This window comes from Flavobacterium suncheonense GH29-5 = DSM 17707 (genome assembly GCF_000430025.1).
GTDB lineage: Bacteria > Bacteroidota > Bacteroidia > Flavobacteriales > Flavobacteriaceae > Flavobacterium > Flavobacterium suncheonense.
Genome location: NZ_AUCZ01000014.1, coordinates 1 through 21,081, shown reverse-complemented (window position 1 = coordinate 21,081; position 21,081 = coordinate 1). Strand labels below are relative to the sequence as shown.

Here is a 21,081-nt window from a genome sequence, read left to right as displayed (position 1 = left end):
TCTATTTACAAATTATTTGTTTTATTTGTAACAACTTAACTAAAAAACCAACTAAAAATGAAAAAACAACTACTTACGGTTGCTGCTTTTCTTTTTGGGTTTACTGCTATGCTGACAGCCCAAAACACCACAAAGGAAGCACAGGCGAGAGCGTGGATTAAATCCAATGCAAGGGAATTAAAAATCAATTCCGATGCAGATCTGAACCTGCGTTTTTCCCGCAAGAGTTTATCGGGAGAGACCTTGCGTTTTCAGCAGATGGTAAATGGTGTTCCGGTTTTTGATTCGGAACTTGTCGTGCATTTTTCCCCCAACGGTGAAATTACGCACACGGATTTTAATGTAGTTAAAGACTTGGGAACGATTAATACGGTTCCGCAAATCTCAAAGGAAAAAGCCGTTGCAATTTCAGACAAGGAAATCGGTGTTTCCGGTATGGTTACCTTTCAGGAGAATAAACTCTTTGTTTACAATAAGTTAGGGACTCCGAAATTAGTATACAGAACCGTGACCAGTTTTGAAGAGAAATCGGGTTCATGGGAAGTTATCATCGATGCAGCTAATGGACAAGTGCTTAGTGTTAAGGATATTGCCATTTATTGCGGAAGCGACTCTCACGATGGGCATGCACATTCCAAAGAAGAAGGAGGAACAAAGAATCAAAAATATTTCATGCCGGTAGAAAAGGCCGAAGCTTTGGCTTTTGAAACCGGATCCGCAATGGTATTTCTGTCTGATCCGTTGTCTGCGGCGCATGTGGCTTACGGAACAACAGGGTATGCAGACGGAAACGATGCCGATACCGCTCAATTGAATGCACAGCGTGTAAACGTGACATTACCCCAAGTTGAAAATACTGCAGGAACCTACAAACTGAAAAGTTCCTATGTGGAAATTAAAAATCTGGAGAATCCCAATAAAGGGTTGTTTACACAAGCTTCGCCAGATTTTGCGTTTACCCGAAACCAGGATGGATTTGAGGCTGCCAATGTGTTTTATCATACTGACAACAGCTTGCGTTATATCAATGAAACCTTAGGTATACCTTGCGTTCAAAATGTCGATAATTCCCATGCTAATGTTTTGTGGTTTGATCCCTCGGGAGAAAATGGCGCGGATAATTCGCATTATTCCAACGGTACTTTAGTGTTTGGAGAAGGATGTGTAGACGATGGCGAAGACGGCGATGTAATCTGGCATGAATTAGGTCATGGATTGCACGATTGGCTTACAGGCGGTTCGTTGTCTCAGGTAAACGGCTTGAGTGAAGGTTCCGGAGATTATTGGGCTCAATCACACAGCAGGGCTTTAAACCAATGGCAGTCTACAGATGCGGCCTATCATTACATGTTTAGTTGGGACGGGCATAATACTTGTTGGGGAGGAAGAACTACCAATTATGCGGCGGTTTATCCCGGAGGTTTGGTAAATCAGGTGCATTCGGACGGTCAAATTTGGGCAACCGTACTGATGAAAATCTGGGATGTTATCGGAAGAACCAAAACCGATAAGGCTTTTTTAGAAGGATTATCCATGACCAATAGTGCTACAAATCAGCAAAATGCAGCAATAGCAGTGCGTCAGGCGGCTATCGACATGAACTATCCTTGTGAGGACATCAAAACAATGACACAGAAGTTTGCGGCAGCCGGTTATACAATGCCGGCCGTTGCGTTACGTATTAATTGTCCCGGGGATCAAACGGTTACGGCAGATGGAAGCGGAAATTATACCGTGCCAAGTTTTGCGTCAATAACCAATGCAATTAGCCAAAATTGTGATGCGGTAGTAACGCAATCACCGGCGGTTGGAGCGATTGTAGGTGTGGGAACTCATACGGTAACCATGACTGCAACCAGCGGAACTTCCGTGAACTGTACTTTCAATTTAATTGTGAATACCAATTTGGGAACGGAGGATTTTGTTAAGAATTCCTTTTTGGTATATCCGAATCCGGCTTCCTCAACCCTTACAATTAAAGGTGACGGTTTTGAAAATGAAGAAGTTGAAATCTACAATATGTTAGGGCAAAAAGTGATGCAAAGAGCTCTGATTACCAATGAATCTTCTATTGATGTTTCAAAACTTGCCAGTGGTGTTTATACGTTGTATTTTGTAAATGCAAAAGTATCTAACAAGTTCGTGAAGCAATAAGGTGAAGCATATAGTACAGAAAAGCCGAATCAAGTGTTCGGCTTTTTTTATGAAATTAGATTATCTTTGTGGTCTTGATAAAAGTTTTTTTAAAACATGACAAAACAGCAAATAATCGATACGTTCGATCCGTCACAACCCGGTTTGGCCGATGCTACCGTTTTCGGATTACCCTTTTCAGCAGAACAAAGTGAAATTATAGTAGTTCCGGTGCCTTGGGAAGTAACCGTAAGTTACGGGGCAGGAGCATCAGAAGGACCGGAAGCCATCATGGACGCTTCTTTTCAGGTCGATTTAAACCATCAGGAATTTCCGGAATTGTGGAAATTAGGAATTTACATGGACGAAGCGCCGGCACATTGGGCGAAGAATTCTCATAAATTCAAAGGATTGGCACAACCAATTATCGAGGCTTTGGAGGCGGGTGAAGATGTCTCAACATTTCCGGCTCTGCAATCCGATTTGGATAAAATCAACAAAGCGTGTAAGGACATGAATGAAGAAGTGAAGGAGCGTATTCTTCACTGGATGAACCAAGGAAAAAAAGTAGCGCTTTTAGGAGGCGATCACAGTACGCCGCTGGGCTATTATCAGGCGTTGGCTACCAAATACAACAATTTCGGAATCTTGCATTTAGATGCTCACATGGATTTGCGCATTGCCTACGAAGGATTTACGTATTCGCATGCGTCCATCATGTACAATGCGTTGCAGATTCCCCAGATTTCCAAAATCGTTCAAGTAGGCATCCGCGATTTCTGTGAGCAGGAAGTAGATGTGGCTTTAAAAGACCGCGTTTTGGTACATACCGATATGGATTTAAAACAGGAAACATTTGAAGGCGTGACCTGGCAGCAGCAATGCGATAAAATCATTGCTTCCTTGCCGGAAAAAGTCTGCATTTCTTTCGATATTGACGGCATGTATCCGTGGTACTGTCCGAACACCGGAACACCGGTACCGGGCGGGTTCTCTTTTGAACAGGCTGCGTATCTGTTAAGCCGTTTAGCTGAAACCGACAAAGAAATCATAGGTTTCGACTTGGTGGAAGTGGCTCCGGGCGATGACGACTGGGACGGCAATGTGGGTGCGAGAATGCTGTTCCACATGTGCGGGGTCTTTGCTAAATCCCAGAAACTGAAGGTAGGCGGGAAGATCAAATTCAACCGATAATACTTATAAAGAGCGAGCTGAAGGGTTTGCTCTTTTTTTTTTTTTTTTGAACATTGAAATACTGTAACGATTTCTTAAAATACTGTAACAGAACTTTTGCATATCGGTGCTTACTTTGTAAAGTAATTTTAAAGCAAGAGATTATGAGAACGTTATTGATTGTAGGAACAGCATTTTTGGCAATGGTATCGTGTAAAGATATGCAGCAGGAAAATAAAGAATTAACCAGCAAAGAATCGGTTATTGATTCCATGAAGCTGGCCATGGAAAAACAACGTATCATCGATTCCGTGAAAATGGCTGAAAGCACTAAAAAAGAGGTGGTGGTGGTAAACAATACCACGCCTCAGGCAACCGCAACGCCGCAACGCAAAAAAATGAGCGGAGCCGCAAAAGGAGCATTAATCGGCGCTGGTGTCGGGGCGGTAACCGGAGCTGCGGTCAGTGATAAAAAAGCTGAAGGAGCCATTATCGGAGGTTTGGCAGGAGCCGGTGTGGGGGCCGGTACCGGAGCGATTATAGATGAGAGCAAGAAAAAGTAGTTAGTTGTTTAGTATAAATTTGGTCTGAAAGTGCGCCTTTTCCAGGGCGCACTTTTTGTTTTTTAGGAATATACCTACAGAGAAATAAATGCAAAAAGAGCAGCTTATTGTTTTAAAAAATATAAATTTGTATAAATAAAATCGGTAATGCAAACTCCCCAAAAAATAGCCGTGGTCGGATCCGGACTGGTTGGAACGCTATTGGCAATTTATCTTAAAAAAGCCGGACATACGGTTCATGTGTATGACAGAAGTCCGGATATCCGCAATGTGGTTTTCTCAGGACGTTCCATCAATCTGGTAATGTCAGATCGGGGGTGGCGGGCGCTCGAAGATGTCGGATTGGATGACGAAATCAAAAAAATCGGAATTCCGGTAGACAAGCGCGCTATTCATTCGTTAGGTCAGGATTTGGTATATCAGCATTACGGGAAAGACGGGGAGGCAATTTTCTCGTTATCCCGGGGGCTGTTAAACAGAAAGATGGTCGATTTGGCCGAAGCTGCCGGAGTCGAATTTTTCTTCAATAAAAAAGTCTGGGATGTTACTTTAGCCACTGCCACACTACATGAAGGCGAAACCGAACGCGGGGAATGGGAAGAGTTGGATTACGATATTGTTTTTGGTGCCGACGGAGCGTTCTCCAGAGTGCGTCACCGCATGCAGCGTCAGAGCATGTTTAATTATTCGCAGGACTTTATCCGTGTGGGTTACAAGGAATTACACATTCCGGCGAATCCGGACGGAACCCATAAAATTGACAAAAATTCGTTGCACATATGGCCCAGAGGCGAATTTATGCTGATGGGGCTAGCCAATCCGGACGGCAGTTTTACCTGTACGCTGTTTATGCCGCACGAAGGCGAAAATTCCTTTGAAACGCTGAAAGATAAAGAAGCTCTGGTGGCTTTTTTTGCCCAGCATTTCCCGGATACCAAAGAAGTCATCCCCGATTTGGTGGAAGATTTCTTTAAAAACCCGACCAGTTATCTCGTAACGATGAAGTGTTACCCCTGGACCTACGAAGATAAAGTGGCATTAATCGGTGATGCGGCGCACGCGATTGTGCCTTTTTACGGTCACGGGATGAATGCCGGGTTTGAAGACATCACCATTTTAAACCAGTTGATGCAGCAATACGGCGACGACTGGAAAACGATTTTTCAGGAGTACCAACAATCAAGAAAGCCCAATGCTGATGCCATCGCTGAGCTGTCCTACCGCAATTTTATGGAAATGAGCTCCAAAACAGCCGATGTCAAATTTCTTCTTCAGAAAAAAATTGAGAAATGGTTTTCCGACAAGCATCCGGATAAATGGGTGCCCTTATACAGCAGAGTAACTTTCAGCCATCAGCCTTATTCGGAAGCTTTGGCCGAAGGCGATAAGCAAAACCGGATTATGGAAGAAATTCTGGCCATTGAAAACATTGAACAAATCTGGGATACCGAAGTGGTCGAACAGCATATTTTGAGTTTGCTGAAAAAATAAGGAGGCATTTACTTTTTTTATGCTTCGCGATGTGCCAAATCCATACTGAAAGCCGGGGTGCAAACCGCAAGGTATTCGCAGGGCTCGTCGAAAGGGTTGGAATACTGTACCCGAACGTTTTTCTCGATTTTTATCGATTGACCGGCTTCTAAAATTACGGTTTCCCCATCGATGATGAATTGCTTTTTTCCTTTGATGATATAGGTGTATTCGTCAAATTCCGGCGTTTGAAACGGTTCGCTCCAGCCGGGCGGCGCAATCATGTGGGCAATCGAAATGGCTTTGTTTTGGGTGGTTGCCAGTCCGTGATGTTCTTCAATTACTTTGCCGTCGGTGGTCGGTACCACAAAAGGGCTCGTCTGAATAAAGTATTTTTTCATGATGAATGGTTTTAGTCCCAAACGTATTTCCAGTTTCCGTTAGCCTGTCTTTTCCAAACCGTGTGAAAAATCCCTTTGAACGTGCGTTTCTGGCCCAGCGAATCGGTAACGGTCCAGTTGTATTTTCCGTAGGTATAGGCCATGTCTCCGGATTCGGAAACGTTTATGAAATCAGGAGACCAGGTTACGGCAGCTTTTTGGTATTTCGGATTGCTGTAATAGTGTTTGATGTTTTCTTTTCCGATAATTAACGTGTCGTTTTCTCTTTTGATTACGGCGTTGCTGTCGGCAAACTGATAAAAACCTTCCGCGATGCCTTTTTCGGCCACCGTTTTTTCAAAGTCCTTTTCCGCGTTCAGGATTTCTTCTTTGTAGCTTTCGCTGCTTTTTGTTTCAATTTTGGCCGTGCAGTTTACTAAAACGGTAGCAATCAGTACTAAGAATGCTGGAAAGCGTTTCTTCATAAATTTATTTTTTAAAGATGAAATAGACGGCTAAAACCAAAAAACAGAAGCCCACGGCATGATTCCACCGGAAGGTTTCGTTTTTAAAGAACAGCATCGAAAAAATCACAAAAATCACCAAAGTGATCACTTCCTGAATTACTTTTAACTGCATTAGTGAAAAAGGTCCGCCATTGCCCGAAAAGCCAATTTTGTTGGCCGGCACCTGAAAGCAGTATTCAAACAAGGCCAGTCCCCAACTGATTAAAACAATGGTAATCAGTCCGGCATTTTCAAACCATTTCAGTTCCTTGAACTTTAAATGCCCGTACCAGGCTAAAGTCATGAAAATATTGGAAAGGATCAGAAGTCCTATAGTTAAAAAACCCTTCATTATTTTTGAAATATTTTGGTTAGAATCCCGAAAACACCGCGGATAAAAGAAGCGCTGGTCACTACTTTAGTGACCGATTTTCCAATCACTTCGACGGTGCTGGGTTCTGTTTTTTTTCGTTTTGTTACTGTTTTCGTTTCTTTTTGTTGTTGTGCCTGCTGACTGGCTTTTTCGATTTTTTGGGATAAAATTTCGTAAGCACTTTCGTTGTCGATTGCCTGATTGTACTTTTTAACCAACTTCGAATGGCTGTTAATCGCGTTGATTTCCGCATCGGTCAGAATGTCCATCCGACTCATCGGGGAGCGCATCATGCAGGCCGCCAGTGGTGTCGGAATTCCTTTTTCGTTCAGGGCGGTTACGAAAGCCTCTCCGATTCCCAATTGGGTAATCATGTCTTCCGTTTTGTAAAAGTCGGATAACGGATAATTTTCCGCGGTCATTTTAATGGCTTTACGGTCTTTGGCGGTAAAGGCTCTTAAGGCATGCTGTATTTTCAGACCCAATTGCGCCAAAACGCCGGCCGGTATATCTGTTGGGTTTTGGGTAATAAAATAAATACCGATTCCTTTGGAACGGATCAACTTAATGATGGTTTCAATCTGATCCAAAAGCGTTTTGCTGGCTTCGTCGAAAATTAAATGGGCTTCGTCAATAAAAATAACCAATTCGGGTCTTCCGCTGTCGCCTATTTCAGGCATTTTCTGATAGACTTCCGCCAATAAACTCAGCATGAAAGTGGAGAATAATTTCGGTTTGTCCTGTATGTCCGTCAGGCGGATGATGTTTACATAGCCGTAGCCGTTTTCGTCGATGCGCATCAAATCGTCAATGTCGAACGATAATTCTCCGAAGAACAGATTGGCGCCCTGCTGTTCCAGTTCGATGATTTTACGTAAAATGGAACCTGTGGAAGCGGTTGAAATTCTGCCGTATTCGGCTTCAAACTCGTTTTTGCCTTCAGCGGTGGCGTAGTGCAGTACTTTTTTGAAATCTTTTAAATCGAGCAACGGAATTTTGTGGTCGTCGCAATATTTGAAAATTACGGCAACCACACCACTTTGAGTATCGTTCAAATCCAGAATTCTGGAAAAAAGTACCGGACCGAATTCCGAAACAGTGGCCCGCAACCGAACACCGTTTTGTTCGGATAAAGTCATTAGTTCTACGGGAAAAGCCTTTGCTTCGTATGGGATACCGATTTTGGCATGACGCTCGGTTATGAATGGCTTTTCTTCTCCCTTGGCGGCAATTCCCGAAAAATCACCTTTAATGTCCATCATCAGCACCGGAATACCGTTTTGTGACAACTGCTCCGATAATACCTGAATGGTTTTGGTTTTACCGGTTCCGGTGGCTCCGGCAATCAGTCCGTGACGGTTGATGGTTTTAAGCGGAATTTTTATCAGGGTGTCCGGAACAGCTTCTCCGTTTAGCTTGCAGCCGCCTAAAATAATATAATCGCCGCTGCAGACATAGCCGTTTTTAATATGTTCAGAAAAGCTGGAATCACTCATAATATGGACTGTTTTTCTTGTAAGAATGCTTTTATTTACAAATATAATAGTATTAACTTTACTAGAAATCGGGTTTTTTTAAATAATTATGAAAAACAGTAGGAGTGCATAAGAATAAATTTAACATTACGGCGTTATAAATTTAAAGTTGTGTTAATATTAGTGTTATGTGTTAAAACAAAAGGTCTTTTCGGCGTTAAATAATTTTAAAAAAGCCTTCAAAAAAAGCTCATTTTGTTTTTTTATTAATTCTAAAAACATAAATTTGCGACTCTTACACCTATAATATAAAGTGTAGGGTTAAGTTAAATAAAATCGAAAAACTAAAAATTTTTAAAAAATGACAAACGTATCTAACGAGACTGTTGAAAATGGAGCTAGCTCTAAAGGTTCAAACTTTTTTGCAGGTTTAACAATTGTAATCTGTTTAGTTATCGGATTCCTTGTGTGGAAATTCGTTATGGGTCACCCTTCAAACTTCGAAAACGGAGATCCGGATGGTCACCCGCTACCAGGAAACTATTTAGGGATGGTTTATAAAGGGGGATTTATCGTACCGGCTTTGATGGGGTTATTTTTAATGGCGGTTGTTTTCTCTTTTGAGAGATTCTTCGTTATTTCTAAAGCTGCCGGTAAAGGTAATGTGGAAGCTTTCGTTAAAAACGTTCAGGTTCTGATCGGACAAGGTAAAATTGATGAGGCTATCGCAGAATGTGATACACAACAAGGTTCAGTGGCTAACGTAGTTAGAGCCGGATTAACTAAATATCAGGAAGTAAGAAAAGAAGGTTTTGACAGCGAAAAAGCTACGGAAACTATTCAGAAAGAAATTGAAGAAGCTACTTCTTTAGAGATGCCGATGTTGGAGAAAAACATGACTATCATTGCTACATTGGTATCCATTGGTACGTTAATGGGGTTATTGGGAACAGTATCAGGTATGATTAAAGCGTTCTCCGGATTAGCTGCTGCAGGTGCTCCAGACCAGGCTGCATTGGCAACAGGTATCTCTGAAGCGCTTATTAACACGGCTACAGGTATTGGTACTTCTACATTATCAATTATCATGTACAACGTGTTTACTTCTAAAATTGATAAATTGACTTATTCTATCGACGAGGCTGGTTTTGCTATCACGCAGGCCTACAGAAGAATGAAAGGTCGTGCGGCTTAATTAGCACCGATTAAGAGTTAATTTATTAATATATTACTGATGACGGATATCGGCACAGGCTGATGTTCAGATCAATGGTAATTTAAACAGAAAAGAAAATGGCAAAAGTAAAAATGTCAAAAAAGAGCACGAAGATTGACATGACGGCTATGTGTGACGTAGCGTTCCTGTTACTGTCGTTCTTCGTAATGACGTCTACTGCGAAAGTACCTGAGCCACTTCCTGTTGATATGCCGGCTTCCACCCGCGAAACAAAACTTCCGGATACTGATTTGGCCACTATCACCATTGGAGATAAAAAAGTGTTCTTCGGAATGACCGGACAGGACTTGAGAAGAGACGCAATTGGCAAAATTGCTGAAAAATACAGTATTCAGTTCACGGAAGAAGAGGTGCAGCGTTTTTCCCTGATTGACGGTTTTGGGGTTCCTGTCGGGAATTTAAAACAGTTAATCGCCTTGAAAGGAGAAGAGCGTAACAAGCCGGGACTTCAGCCAGGTATTCCTTATGATTCGTTAGACAATCAGTTGTCCGAGTGGGTTTTGGCAGCGCGTTATGCGGCAAGAGATATCCACGGCGCGGAACTTAAAATCGCAATCAAAGGAGATGCGAAAGAAGAATATCCTACTGTTAAAAAAGTAATCGATATTCTGCAGAAACAAAAAGTAAACAAGTTTTTCTTGGTTACTGGTTTAAGAAGTGAAGATTTTTAATTAAAAAGAAACTGTAAAATGGCAGAATTAAATACCGGCGACGGCGGTGGCAAAAAGAAAGGCCATGTAAGGAGTAAAAAGCAAAATGCAGGTGTCGATTTGACCGCAATGGTGGATTTGGCATTCCTTTTGATTACATTCTTCATGTTAACGACTTCATTGTCTAAGCCGCAGTCTATGAACTTGGCGATGCCGGATAAAGAAGATAAGCCTAAAGATCAACAGCAACAATTGGATGTGTCTGAAGACAGAACAATGACGCTGCTTTTAGGTGAAAAAAACCAAATGGTTTGGTATTACGGATTGCCTACAGAACCGATAGAGGGGCCTGAGAAGATTGGCTATGGTAAAAACGGAATCCGTAAAGTTATCTTAGATAAGAAACAAGTGGTTAAATCCAAATATGCAGGGCAGGATCCTAAAAAGCAGGATTTGATTGTTTTAATTAAAGCAAGCAAAAAATCTACTTATCGAAACCTGGTAGACGTATTGGATGAGATGGCTATCGCGGATGTGAAAATCTATGCGATTGTGGATATTACTCCGGATGAAAACGCAATGTTGGAAAAAGAAGGATTATATACCAAGTAATCGTCTTTTAAACCGTAAAAAACTAAAATTATGTCAAAGTTAAACATATTTAAGCAAGATTGGATTGATATCGTCTTTGAAGGTCGTAACAAGGCTTATGGTGCTTATCAATTGCGTTCCGAGAACCCTAAAACAACAACTCGTGCTTTATTAATTGGTGCTATTTTATTTGGTCTTGCGATTGGAGGACCGGTTGTGAAGAATATTATCAACGAAAAATTAGCTATTAATAAAGAAGAAGCGAAGGACAAGGTAATTGAAACAGCATTATTGCCACCTCCACCAAAAGAGGATTTACCGCCACCTCCACCACCTGAAGCTCCGAAATCGGTAAACGATCAGGTGAAATTCCCGCCACCCAAAGTAGTGGAGAAGGAAAAGGTACGTGACGAAGATCCGCCAACAGTGGAAGATTTGAAAGATGCCGATCCTGGTCAGGAAACCAAAAAAGGGGACAAAGACGGAGAAATCGTGCAAGTAGCTCCTCCTGGAGACGGCGATAAAGGAAATCAGGTTGTAGAAGACAACAAGGTTTATGTAGCTGTTGAAGTGTTGGCAGATCCTGAAGGAGGGATGACAAAATTCAGACAAGCTTTCGGGAGTAAATTGCAATCTCAAATTCCTGAAGTTGATGAAGGAGTTACTCAAATCCGAGTAATGTTAGGTTTCGTTGTGGAAAAAGACGGTAGCTTAACAGATATTAAGGTGTTGAGAGATCCGGGTTATGGAGTAGGTAAAATTGCAGAAAAAGTGTTGCGCAGTATGCCAAAATGGAAACCTGCCGTACAAAACGGACGTTCCGTTCGTTCTCAGTTTACTTTGCCAATTACTATTCAAGTTGCCAACTAAGGATGAATTTATTTGATAATTTTAAACAGAAATCGCCACAACAGCGATTTCTGTTTGTTTTAGGGCTGGTCTTTTTAGGATTATATGTGTTTTTAGCCCTAACTTTGTTTGTATGGAAATCGATGCCGGTGGAAATCCCGTATAACCGACGTGTTATATTGGGCGTATTGTTGTTAGTGTATGCGGCTTTTCGTTTTTCAAGATTATTAAACGCAGAATCAAACAGATAATCAATAGGTGAAAAAAAGTATTTTTACATTCTTGGTATTGGTAGGTTTGTCAGCTTGTAAAAAAGCGGAAAGTACTAATCCGGAATTAATAAAGGAAACGTCGGTTGCTGGCGCTACAACCATTCTAGTAGATGAAACCGTTTTTCCGGTAGTGGAAGATCTGGCCATGGTCTTTGAAAGTGAATACAAAAGAGCCAAAATAAAACTGATCGGCAAATCGGAAACCGAAATCCTGAACATGATCAATAAGGATGAAGCCCGAATTGCCATTTTAGCCCGAGATTTGGATACCGCCGAAGTTGCGTTTTACAATACAGAAAGGCAGGTGTATCCCAGAAGAACGGAATTTGCGGTAGATGCCATTACGTTCATCGCTAATAAAAGTGTACAGGATTCTGTTTTGAAACTACAGGATATCGTGGCGGTTTTGCAGGGGAAAACGACCGGGAAAATAAAAACTTTGGTTTTTGATAATCCAAATTCGAGTAACTTGCGGGATCTAAAGAAAATGGCCAATGTAACGCAATTGCCAAAGCAAGGAGTTTTCTCCATGAATTCCAATAAAGAAGTGGTAAAATACGTAACCGAAAATGAAGGAGCTATTGGAGTAATTGGAGTGAACTGGCTGTTGCAACCTTCAGACGATTTACTGCCTTATATCGGTAAAGTGAAGGTTTTAGGGGTTGAAAACGTTAAAATTAAGGAAAAAAACAAGTATATTAAACCGAATCAAACTAATATTGCAGATGGAAGTTATCCGGTAACCCGTAAAATATTTTTAATAAATTTTCAGGGTTCGGCTGGTTTAGGCATGGGATTTGCTTCCTATATTGCAGGAGACAAAGGACAACGAATAATTCTGAAGTCGGGTTTGGTGCCAAAGCGCTTTCCTTCAAGAGAAATAGCCGTTCGTAACAAAGTCGAAAAATAATTTAACCTATAAAAGATTTAGAAATGAAGAATGCAAAAGTTTTAAGTCTGTTGTTGCTTGGATTGTCAACATCTGTGTTTGCGCAGGATTTAGATCAAGCTAAAAAAGCGATTGCGGCAGAACAATTTGATAAAGCCAAAAAAATACTCAAAGGGTTAGTGCAGTCTAATCCGGATAACGGTAAAAACTTTTTCTATTTGGGCGATGTTTATTTAGCGCAAAATGAAGCAGATTCAGCCAAAATGTTTTTCCAAAAAGGATTGACGGCCAAAGATAAAGGAACGTTAAATTACATTGGTTTAGGACAGTTGGATCTGGATGCTAAGAATGCGGTAGGAGCGTCGGCTAATTTTGATAAAGCAGCTTCCGGCATCAAGAAAAAAGATGTGGACGAGTTATTGCTGATTGCCAAAGCCTACATCAAATCGGAAAATCCAAACTATAAAAAAGCTATTGAAACCATCAATAAGGCCTTGTTGATAGACGATAAAAATGCTCAGGCTTATCTTCTTTTAGGAGATGCGCAATACGGAAACAACAATGTTAACGAGGCATACAGTGCTTATCGCAATGCCTATGATGCGGATAATTCCCTGTTGTTGGCTAAAATGAACATGGCGAAAATCACCAAAAACGCGAAAGCTTTTGATGTGGCGATTAAATCCTTTGATGAAATCGTGAAGTTGAACCCGTCATTCGGTCCGGTGTACAGAGAGCTGGCTGAAACTTATTATTTCTGGGCAACCAGTGAACCGGCTAAGTACAATGAATACATCCAGAAAGCGCTTGCGAATTATGAAAAATACATGAGCCTGACTGATTATTCCATAGAATCCCGTATGCGTCATGCAGACTTCCTAATCCTTGCCAAAGATTACAAAGCATTGGAAAAAGAGGCCAATGAAATGAAAAAACTCGATAACGTAAACCCTCGTATTTACCGTTATTTGGGCTATGCGGCATACGAAAACGGAAACTTTGCCGAAAGTTCCAAAGCATTGACAGAGTTTTTTGCCAAAGTAGAGCCAAAACGAATCATCGCCCGTGATTACCTGTATTTAGGGTTAACCAAAATGGCCGAAGCGAAAAAAGCAGACGGCACCTACGACGAGAAAATCTTCAACGAAGGCGTGGTAGAACTGAACAAAGCTGTGGAAAAAGACCCGGTAATTGCCACCGAGTTAAATCCGATCGGAACCAAAATGTTCAAGGAAAAACTGTATAAAAATGCAGCCAGGTTATTTGAAGTAGCGGTAAAAAATCCTAAATCGAAAAACTACGTATACGACTATTTTTATTTGGGATATGCTTTGTATTTCGATTATAACGAGAAAACATCGCCCAAAGAACAATTGGTAAAAGCCGATGAAGCTTTTTCAAAAGTTATCGAAGCATGGCCGACCTCTCAGGAAGCGTATTTGTTCAAAGCCCGTGTAAACGAGCAAATGGCCACACCGGAATCCAAAATGGCGGCATTAAGCAGCTACGAACAGTATGTAAAAGTGCTGGAAGCTAAAGACGAAGCCGAAAAAGCAAAACCGGCTAACAAAAAAGGTCTGGTGGAAGCCTTAACGTTTGTAGGTGCACACTATGCAAATTCAGGCGATAAAGCCAAAGCGGTTGAAAATTTGCAGAAACTCTTAACCGTTGATCCTGCAAACGAATACGCCACCAAAACCCTTAAAGCCTTAAAAGCATAAAAAATACAAGATAAAAAAGCCGATAACGAAAGTTGTCGGTTTTTTTTTGGAGCGAAAGGTTCGGGAGTATTTGGCAACCCTGTTCCCGCTTTCCCCTCAAGTTGGCGGCCAGCGCAAGTACCACGGCCAAGCTGCCGGTCCAATCGGGGCTAAGGGAAAAGCGTCATTTTCTTTGGAGGGTTTTAGGATTTTAAATCGGTACAAATTTGTACCTTTGCAGACTATTTCAAAATAAAAATGTTACAAAAAGAAATACAAATAGCGGTGGAAAAAGGCGAAATGCTGCCTTTAATGGAGGAGTTTTATACCATACAGGGCGAAGGATACCATACCGGAACGGCGGCCTATTTTATCCGAATCGGCGGTTGCGATGTCGGCTGTCACTGGTGTGATGTAAAAGAAAGCTGGAACGCCGAACTGCATCCCCCAACCAGTACCGATGTTATTGTAAACAACGCCAAAAAATACGCAGAAACCGTTGTGGTCACCGGAGGCGAGCCCTTAACCTGGGACATGACCGCCTTAACCGGAAAACTCAAAGCTGCGGATTTAAGAGTTCATATCGAAACCTCTGGGGCTTATCCCGTAACAGGGCATTGGGACTGGTTTTGTCTGTCGCCTAAAAAGACAAAATTACCGGTGCAGCAAGCCTACGATATGGCGCATGAGTTAAAAGTCATCATCTACAATAAACACGATTTTATCTTCGCTGAGGAACAGGCTGCCAAAGTAAACGGCAAAGCCATTCTTTTTTTACAGCCGGAATGGAGCAAAAAAGAAGAAATGACACCATTAATTATCGATTATGTTATGAATAATCCAAAATGGCGCATATCTTTACAAACGCACAAATATCTGAATATTCCTTAAAAATGAAGAATGCTTTTTTTCTTTTACTGTTCCTGTTTGCGGTTAGTTTTAGCCATGCGCAAATTATGGGTGAAGATGAAGTGTATTTGGACGGGGATAAAATCGAAGCTAAGTTTCAGGGTGGCGATTTGAATACCTTTTACGAATTTGTTATGAAAAATCTGAACAAAACCAAAATCGAAAAAGAAGGGCAGTTACTCTGCAGTTTTACCGTGAACGAGGAAGGAAGCCTTAAAAATATTAGAATTGTAAAAGATTTGGGAAGTGCTTCAGCGTTCGAAATGATTAGGGTTTTACAGCTTTCCCCAAAATGGCAACCGGCAACCCGTAACGGAAAGCCTGTTGCAACGACTTATACAATACCGTTTACTTTTAAACGTAAAAGAAATTAATAATTATTAACAACAACCAAAACCATGAAAAAACTGATTTTAGCGTTCGCGTTCCTATTGGTAGCGAATTTGGGCATGGCACAAAACAAAGATGCCTTTAAAGCCGATGTATTAAAAATGATTCAATTAACAGGATCGGCCGGTCAGATGAAAATGGCCAAAGACCAAATCCTGAAAATGATTCCTCAGGAAAAACACGCCGCCTTTTTGGTAGAGTTCGAATCCACCTTGCCGGCTTTATACGATAAAATGGCCGACGTGATGATGACCGAGTACACACACGACGATGTAAAAGCCATCTTAAAATTCTATGAAACACCGGTAGGTAAAAAAATGACTGAAAAAGCAGGTGTTTTGGCAGAGAAAAATATGACTGCAACTCAGGAGTGGGCGATGGGCTTACAAGGCATGATGATGAAATACATGCAGTAATTAACTGTAGACAATAAAAAAATCCCAAGCATTAGTTTGGGATTTTTTGTTTTTATAAAAGGGTGAGTTTTGCCAGATAATCAAAATGTTCGTCTTCCAAAACCAGTTCGCAGCTTAAACCGTTGGCATGGGCCGCATTTTGTAAGGTGTTGTAGTCAAGGTATAGCCACGGAAAAGTGTCTTCGGTTTCCCCTTTGTAGTGAACGGTAAAGGTTAGCTCGCCGTAATAACCCGTTGCGGGCACTTCATAAGCGCCGTCTTCGTCCTGGTCGTACATATAAATCAGGTCGGAGGAATCGATTAGGATTTGTCCGTTTTCGGCAAGCAGCGCTTTCAGCTTCTGAAGGTGTCTGGAAATTTCTTTTAAGGTTCCGAAAATTCCGGTGCCGTTCATCAAAAGTAAAATCGTTTCGAATTTTTCCGAAACATCCAGATCTAAAACATTAGAAACCTTACAGTTTTGTACTCCTCGCAATTTACAAGCTTTAATGGCATTTTCTGAAATATCTATGGCGGTAACATCCAATCCTTTTTCCTGCAGATACAACGCATGACTTCCGGCACCGCAGCCCACATCTAAAATTTTTCCTTTTGCCAGTTGTAAGGCTTTTTGCTCCAGTTTAGGCATCGCTTTAAAATCGCGAAACAAATACGCCACACTCATTTCATCCGGTTCCGAAATCGAAGTTTCCGTAATCAGGTCTTCCGGAGAGTTGTTCGTCTGATAATCTAAAATGGCTTTTCCGAAAAGGTCTTTCATTTTTTTTAGCTTAAAGTTGGGAAGTCGAATGCGTAAAGTTGGTATTTTTGCAGATATTTACAAAAGCATGCTGAAACCGACTTTACAGGAAATTCAAAAACTAGCCAAAGATAAGCATAACGAAACCAAAAAATATTTCGATAAGCTGAAAAAGAAGCCGCCCAAGAATCTGGACTATGCAATGCAGGAATTGCACGAGGCCGAATTCAGACGTACGGACTGTCTGGAATGCGCCAATTGCTGTAAAACGACCGGTCCGCTTTTCACTTCGGCCGATATTGAACGCATCGCCAAACATCTTCGCTTGAAACCGCAACAGTTCATCGAACAGTACCTTAGCATCGACGAAGACAACGATTATGTGTTGCAAAGTGTGCCGTGTACGTTTTTAGACCACGACAACAAATGTTTTATCTACGATGTGCGTCCGAAAGCCTGCCGGGAATTTCCGCATACTGACCGTAAAAAGTTCCAGCAGATTTCAAATCTCACTTTAAAAAATGTTGCGATTTGCCCGGCCGCGTACAACATTGTGGAAGAAATGAAAAAGAAATTGCCTTTATGAGAAAAGTATACAAGTCAAAAATTGATATTGCCTTGCCGGTTTTGATTTTATCGGGAATGATAGCGCCTTTGGTCATGTTTGTAAGCGAACAGGATTGGATAGGCTTAGGGATCATTTTGGGTACGGTGCTTTTTTCGGGCTATCTTTTTTACACCACCGATTACACCATTACCGCGGGCCGCTTAAGAGTTCGTTCCGGTTTTTTAGTGAATAAGAAAATTGACATCGCCACGATTCATTCGGTACAACAAACCGACAGTTTATGGAGTGCTCCGGCCGGTTCCCTTACCGACAGGATTGAAATTGTGTACGTAAACGACCAAAAAGTAGTCATTTCCCCCAAAGAAAAAGAGGATTTTGTAAAAGAACTGCTGAAACGGAATCCGGCGATTGAAGTGAAATTATAACTCCTGCCGAAAATTCAAGTATCCAACCACATGTTGTGAAATCAATGCGTTTTATGGAAAGGTATTTGGCTTCTGTTGCAGAACACCTTTGTTAGTTGTAAATCAGGTAAGCTTTTCGCATCGCTTTAAAATCTGCCAAACCTTTCTCCCAGCTTTTTCGGATTTCCTTTTCGGAAACACCGGATTCAATCTGTTGCTGTAATTTTTTAGTTCCTGCCAATTTCGTAAAGAAATCGTTGAAGAATTTCGTCTTATCGGAAGTCGTCTGATACGCTTTGATCAGCCATTTGATTTCCAGTCGATTTACTTTTTCAATTTTTGACAAATCTTCCCCGTAACACAGTTTGCCGTTATGTGTCGGATCTTTTGCTCCAGCATTCGGTCCTGGTGTAAAGCTGAAATCGCTTTTTGGTAAAAAAGGAGAACCGTAAATCTGGAATTGTTTTTCTGTTCCGCGGCCCATGCTTACGTTGGTGCCTTCAAACAAACACAAACTCGCGTACAAATTAATAGCCTGGTCATTCGGTAAATTCGGTGACGGTTTAACCGGTAAGCTATAAGGCATCTCACGTTTGTAGTTCAAACACGGAATCACCGTTAGTTGGCACTGTACGCCATTTTTTAACCATTTTTCTCCATTTATCATTTTAGCATATTCGCCAATCGTCATCCCGTGCAATACCGGAATTTGATGCATGCCCACAAAACTGGTGAATTCTTTTTCCAGAATCGGACCGTCTACGATACCGCCATTCGGGTTAGGTCGGTCTAAAACAATCAAAGGAATGTTGTTTTCAGCACAGGCTTCCATCACATAATGCAAGGAAGAAATATAAGTGTAAAAGCGCGCGCCCACATCTTGCAAATCAAAAACCATAATATCAATTCCGGCTAATTGTTCCGGTTTCGGTTTTTTGTTGTTGCCGTATAAGGAAATAATGGGTAGACCGGTTTTGGTGTCTTTTCCGTCTTTGATCAGTTCTCCGGCGTCGGCTGTACCTCGAAAACCGTGTTCCGGCGCATATATTTTCTTCAGAGCGACTTGTTTCAGCAGTAAAAAATCAACCAGATGAACACTGTTCGACAGAATTCCCGTCTGATTGGTAACAATTCCGACTTTCTTGTTTTTCAGCAAAGGTAAATAGGCATCAGAGTTTTGGGCTCCTGTTTTGAAAAAAGAGTCCTGATTGTTTTGCGGGGTTTTGTTTTCGGAAGTACTGCTTTTTTCTTCTTCCTTTTCCCTTTTCTCTTGCGTCTTAATCGAATTTCCGCACGAAACAATCGCCAAAACCAAGAATAAAACTGTATTTTTGAACATCGAATTTGAAATCATCATCTTTTGAAATTAGAATATTTTATAGCGAAACGGCTCACTACAACAAAACACCATAAAAGTAGTATATCTGCACCAATTATAAAAATCGCGATTGTGGCTATTGCCATCGGGATGATTATGATGATTGCCTCAGTCGCTACCGGTGTTGGTTTGCAGCAAAAAATACGCCAAAAAGTTTCGGCTTTCAACGGGCATATTATTATTTCTAATTACGATGACAACCAATCCGAGGTAAGCGTCGAACCGATTTCCCTGCAACAGGACTTTTATCCCGAGTTTAAAAACGTAGACGGCATCAGTCATATTCAGGCCGTGGCCAGCAAAGCCGGAATCATCCGCACCGAAACCGCTTTTGAAGGCATCGTATTTAAAGGCGTAGGGAAAGACTACCAGTGGGACAACATTCAGGAATACATTATTCAGGGCCGCATTCCGAACCTGAAAGACAATCTGAATCCGGAAGTTATCATCTCGGAATATTTAGCCAATCGCCTGCGGTTAAAAGTTGGCGATAAATTCAATACTTATTTTATGAAGGATGACGGGAAACTGCCCAACCTTCGCAATTTTCAAATCGTAGGGATTTACAATTCCGGGTTTCAGGAATTTGATGCCACCTATATAATAGGAGACATTCGTCATATTCAGCGCATTAACAAATGGAGTAAAGATGAAGTGGGGGCTTTTGAAGTGTTTATCGATGATTTTACCCAAATCAAAGAAAAAGGCGAAGAAGTCTACGCCGAAATCCCGTCCACCTATAACAGTGTGACCATTGAGGAAAAATACTTCAACATTTTCGAATGGCTCAAACTTTTCGATTTTAACATTCTGGTTATCCTTATTATTATGATCGTGGTGGCTACGATTAATATGGTGGTGGCTTTGCTGGTTTTAATTCTGGAGCGCACCCAGATGATCGGAATTCTCAAAGCCATCGGTGCGAACAACTGGACCATCCGGAAAATATTTTTGTACAATGCTTCGTATTTGATCCTTCGAGGTTTGTTTTGGGGTAATCTTATCGGCATCGGGCTGTTGCTTGTCCAGAAATATTTTGGTATAATCAAGTTGAATCCGGAAAACTATTACGTAACCGAAGCACCTGTTACCTTAAACATATTTCATATTCTGGCTTTAAATTTAGGAACCGTGCTGGTTTGCCTGTTGGTTTTAATTATTCCGTCCTATATAATCACCAAAATTTCCCCGGTGAAAGCCATTCGTTTCGATTAGGAGCGAAAGGTCTGGGCATTTTTGGAAGCGCAATTCCCGCTTTCCGCTGCAATTCCTTCGCGTTGCTTCGGGATTTCCGCTGCAATCGGGGCTAGGAGAGTGGCTTTTTGGTTTATTGGAAAGATTTTAAGCTACTCCTTATATGTATAGTATAGTAAAATAGAAATCTCAACTTGTATATAGTATGGTTAAAACCGCTTCTTATCTATATATAGTATGACAAAGTCAGCCCAAACCTCAATTCACTTCGTAGTCCTTTAAAAATTGAAAAAAAACTTCCCAGGGTTACAAAATGGTTATCAGTAAGTTACAAAAAACCTTAAAAAAACTTCGCAAAAAAGAAGCATAAAAGTTTGGAAGTGGAGAAAAGAGTGCTACTTTTGCACCCGCATTAAAGTACTAGTTCATCTGACATTTTGAAACAAACCGAGTCAAAAAGATTTTTGAAAAAAAAGTTGAAAAAGATTTGGATTGTAAAGAATAAAGCAACTATCTTTGCAGCCCGCAAAATAAGGGAAGTTCTTAAAAATATTGAGCAGTGATTTTTGAAAAACGGTTTAGAAATAAATCGAAAAAAAATTTCAAAAAAAGCTTGCGAGATTTAAAAAGAGGTTCTACTTTTGCAACCCGCAAAATAAGGGAAGTTCATTTGAAATACCGGTTAAAACGGAATGAAAATTTTTTCAAAAAAAAGTTTCAAAAAGTTTTGCAGGTTTAAAAAGAAGTTTTACTTTTGCACCCGCAATCGGAAATGATAGCGAGAATAAAAAAGAAGAATACGTTCATAGACATATTGAATTG

Annotated in this window: 22 protein-coding genes; 16 read left to right on the top strand and 6 right to left on the bottom strand. The window is 41.1% G+C overall.

The features are described 5' to 3' along the window. Positions 1 to 57: 57 nt before the first annotated feature. From G498_RS15415 to G498_RS0108325, 4 genes are all read left to right on the top strand, one after another. On the top strand, positions 58 to 2,154 hold the full coding sequence (locus G498_RS15415) for a T9SS type A sorting domain-containing protein (RefSeq protein ID WP_051269805.1): 2,097 nt from the start codon (positions 58 to 60) through the stop codon (positions 2,152 to 2,154). Between the two features lie 96 nt (positions 2,155 to 2,250). Then, positions 2,251 to 3,327, top strand: a complete 1,077-nt coding sequence (locus G498_RS0108335; RefSeq protein WP_026980760.1) for an agmatinase family protein — start codon at positions 2,251 to 2,253, stop codon at positions 3,325 to 3,327. Between the two features lie 143 nt (positions 3,328 to 3,470). After that, positions 3,471 to 3,869, top strand: coding sequence for a glycine zipper family protein (locus G498_RS0108330; protein ID WP_026980759.1), 399 nt, complete (start codon positions 3,471 to 3,473; stop codon positions 3,867 to 3,869). A gap of 147 nt (positions 3,870 to 4,016) precedes the next feature. Further along, positions 4,017 to 5,360 (top strand): FAD-dependent oxidoreductase, encoded by a 1,344-nt coding sequence (locus G498_RS0108325; protein WP_026980758.1) that lies wholly within the window; start codon positions 4,017 to 4,019, stop codon positions 5,358 to 5,360. Positions 5,361 to 5,377: 17 nt separating this feature from the next. Here G498_RS0108325 and G498_RS0108320 read toward each other — a convergent pair whose 3' ends face one another. From G498_RS0108320 to G498_RS0108305, 4 genes are read right to left on the bottom strand one after another with little or no spacing between them, the layout of a single operon-like run. Continuing rightward, positions 5,378 to 5,740 (bottom strand): cupin domain-containing protein, encoded by a 363-nt coding sequence (locus tag G498_RS0108320; RefSeq protein WP_026980757.1) that lies wholly within the window; start codon positions 5,738 to 5,740, stop codon positions 5,378 to 5,380. A gap of 11 nt (positions 5,741 to 5,751) precedes the next feature. After that, on the bottom strand, positions 5,752 to 6,204 hold the full coding sequence (locus G498_RS0108315; RefSeq protein WP_026980756.1) for a YybH family protein: 453 nt from the start codon (positions 6,202 to 6,204) through the stop codon (positions 5,752 to 5,754). Between the two features lie 4 nt (positions 6,205 to 6,208). Then, positions 6,209 to 6,577 carry a DMT family protein gene (locus G498_RS0108310; RefSeq protein ID WP_026980755.1) on the bottom strand — a complete coding sequence of 123 codons (369 nt, stop codon included), beginning with the start codon at positions 6,575 to 6,577 and terminating at the stop codon, positions 6,209 to 6,211. After that, positions 6,577 to 8,094: a helicase HerA-like domain-containing protein gene (locus tag G498_RS0108305; protein WP_026980754.1), complete on the bottom strand. Its 1,518-nt coding sequence runs from the start codon at positions 8,092 to 8,094 to the stop codon at positions 6,577 to 6,579. Before G498_RS0108305 ends, G498_RS0108310 begins: the two co-directional genes overlap by 1 nt. Before the next feature lie 340 nt (positions 8,095 to 8,434). Between G498_RS0108305 and G498_RS0108295 the strand changes: the two genes are divergently transcribed. The 9 genes from G498_RS0108295 (at position 8,435) to G498_RS0108250 (ending at position 15,976) form a co-directional block, all read left to right on the top strand. Continuing rightward, the gene (locus tag G498_RS0108295; RefSeq protein WP_026980753.1) at positions 8,435 to 9,268 is read left to right on the top strand and encodes a MotA/TolQ/ExbB proton channel family protein; all 834 of its coding nucleotides are present in this window, start codon (positions 8,435 to 8,437) and stop codon (positions 9,266 to 9,268) included. Positions 9,269 to 9,366: 98 nt separating this feature from the next. After that, complete coding sequence (locus tag G498_RS0108290; protein WP_026980752.1) at positions 9,367 to 9,981, top strand: ExbD/TolR family protein; 615 nt, start codon at positions 9,367 to 9,369, stop codon at positions 9,979 to 9,981. Between the two features lie 18 nt (positions 9,982 to 9,999). Then, positions 10,000 to 10,572, top strand: a complete 573-nt coding sequence (locus G498_RS0108285; RefSeq protein ID WP_026980751.1) for an ExbD/TolR family protein — start codon at positions 10,000 to 10,002, stop codon at positions 10,570 to 10,572. 30 nt (positions 10,573 to 10,602) lie between these two features. After that, positions 10,603 to 11,421: an energy transducer TonB gene (locus G498_RS0108280; protein ID WP_026980750.1), complete on the top strand. Its 819-nt coding sequence runs from the start codon at positions 10,603 to 10,605 to the stop codon at positions 11,419 to 11,421. Between the two features lie 237 nt (positions 11,422 to 11,658). Continuing rightward, positions 11,659 to 12,582, top strand: a complete 924-nt coding sequence (locus tag G498_RS0108270) for a PstS family phosphate ABC transporter substrate-binding protein (protein ID WP_026980748.1) — start codon at positions 11,659 to 11,661, stop codon at positions 12,580 to 12,582. A 23-nt stretch (positions 12,583 to 12,605) separates the two neighbouring features. Further along, complete coding sequence (locus G498_RS0108265; RefSeq protein WP_026980747.1) at positions 12,606 to 14,282, top strand: tetratricopeptide repeat protein; 1,677 nt, start codon at positions 12,606 to 12,608, stop codon at positions 14,280 to 14,282. Between the two features lie 237 nt (positions 14,283 to 14,519). Further along, complete coding sequence (locus tag G498_RS0108260) at positions 14,520 to 15,152, top strand: 7-carboxy-7-deazaguanine synthase QueE (RefSeq protein ID WP_026980746.1); 633 nt, start codon at positions 14,520 to 14,522, stop codon at positions 15,150 to 15,152. Between the two features lie 2 nt (positions 15,153 to 15,154). Further along, the gene (locus G498_RS0108255) at positions 15,155 to 15,544 is read left to right on the top strand and encodes an energy transducer TonB (RefSeq protein WP_026980745.1); all 390 of its coding nucleotides are present in this window, start codon (positions 15,155 to 15,157) and stop codon (positions 15,542 to 15,544) included. Positions 15,545 to 15,568: 24 nt separating this feature from the next. Further along, positions 15,569 to 15,976, top strand: a complete 408-nt coding sequence (locus tag G498_RS0108250) for a DUF2059 domain-containing protein (RefSeq protein ID WP_026980744.1) — start codon at positions 15,569 to 15,571, stop codon at positions 15,974 to 15,976. A 52-nt stretch (positions 15,977 to 16,028) separates the two neighbouring features. Here G498_RS0108250 and G498_RS0108245 read toward each other — a convergent pair whose 3' ends face one another. Then, entirely contained in the window at positions 16,029 to 16,736 is a 708-nt protein-coding gene (locus tag G498_RS0108245; protein WP_026980743.1) for a class I SAM-dependent methyltransferase, read from the bottom strand. A 67-nt stretch (positions 16,737 to 16,803) separates the two neighbouring features. Here G498_RS0108245 and G498_RS0108240 point away from each other — a divergent pair, with 67 nt between their 5' ends. Next, positions 16,804 to 17,301 (top strand): YkgJ family cysteine cluster protein, encoded by a 498-nt coding sequence (locus tag G498_RS0108240; RefSeq protein WP_161625338.1) that lies wholly within the window; start codon positions 16,804 to 16,806, stop codon positions 17,299 to 17,301. After that, entirely contained in the window at positions 17,298 to 17,708 is a 411-nt protein-coding gene (locus tag G498_RS0108235) for a PH domain-containing protein (protein ID WP_035744760.1), read from the top strand. Before G498_RS0108240 ends, G498_RS0108235 begins: the two co-directional genes overlap by 4 nt. Positions 17,709 to 17,799: 91 nt before the next feature. Here G498_RS0108235 and G498_RS0108230 read toward each other — a convergent pair whose 3' ends face one another. Continuing rightward, a complete protein-coding gene (locus G498_RS0108230) occupies positions 17,800 to 19,041 on the bottom strand; it encodes an exo-beta-N-acetylmuramidase NamZ family protein (RefSeq protein ID WP_026980740.1) in 1,242 nt (413 codons plus the stop codon). Between the two features lie 6 nt (positions 19,042 to 19,047). Here G498_RS0108230 and G498_RS0108225 point away from each other — a divergent pair, with 6 nt between their 5' ends. Beyond that, positions 19,048 to 20,280, top strand: a complete 1,233-nt coding sequence (locus tag G498_RS0108225) for an ABC transporter permease (protein ID WP_026980739.1) — start codon at positions 19,048 to 19,050, stop codon at positions 20,278 to 20,280. Positions 20,281 to 21,081 lie beyond the last annotated feature (801 nt).